This is a genomic window from Ensifer sp. GW823-FHT05D09 (assembly GCF_058795755.1).
This window is the reverse complement of sequence record NZ_JBXAIA010000061.1, coordinates 1-284: the sequence shown is the minus strand read 5'-3', so window position 1 is coordinate 284 and position 284 is coordinate 1. Positions and strand designations below refer to the sequence as shown.

The 284-nt window shown below is 66.5% G+C and carries 1 pseudogene; it reads left to right on the top strand.

The window, feature by feature from the left end:
* A pseudogene (locus tag AC1Q80_RS30925) lies at positions 1-173 on the top strand (sugar phosphate isomerase/epimerase); the annotation flags it as partial.
* Positions 174-284 lie beyond the last annotated feature (111 nt).

The window sequence follows — 284 nt, the reverse complement described above, 5'->3', positions numbered from 1 at the left end:
CCGGCTGGGCGGTGGTGGAATGGGAGTGCTGCCTGAAGCATCCCGAAGACGGCGCGCGCGAGGGTGCCGAGTTCGTCAAGCACCACATCATCCGCGTCACCGAAAAGGCCTTCGACGACTTTGCCGACGGTGGCACCGACGAGGCGGCCAACCGGCGGCTGCTGGGGATTTGAGGCGTAGCCTGGGGTTCGCGGTGAGTTTGCGGTAAGCGCTGAACCCGCCGTAGCTGCAACTGCGACCTCCGTCTCCAACCGCTGCCCCTCACCCTAACCCTCTCCCCGCAG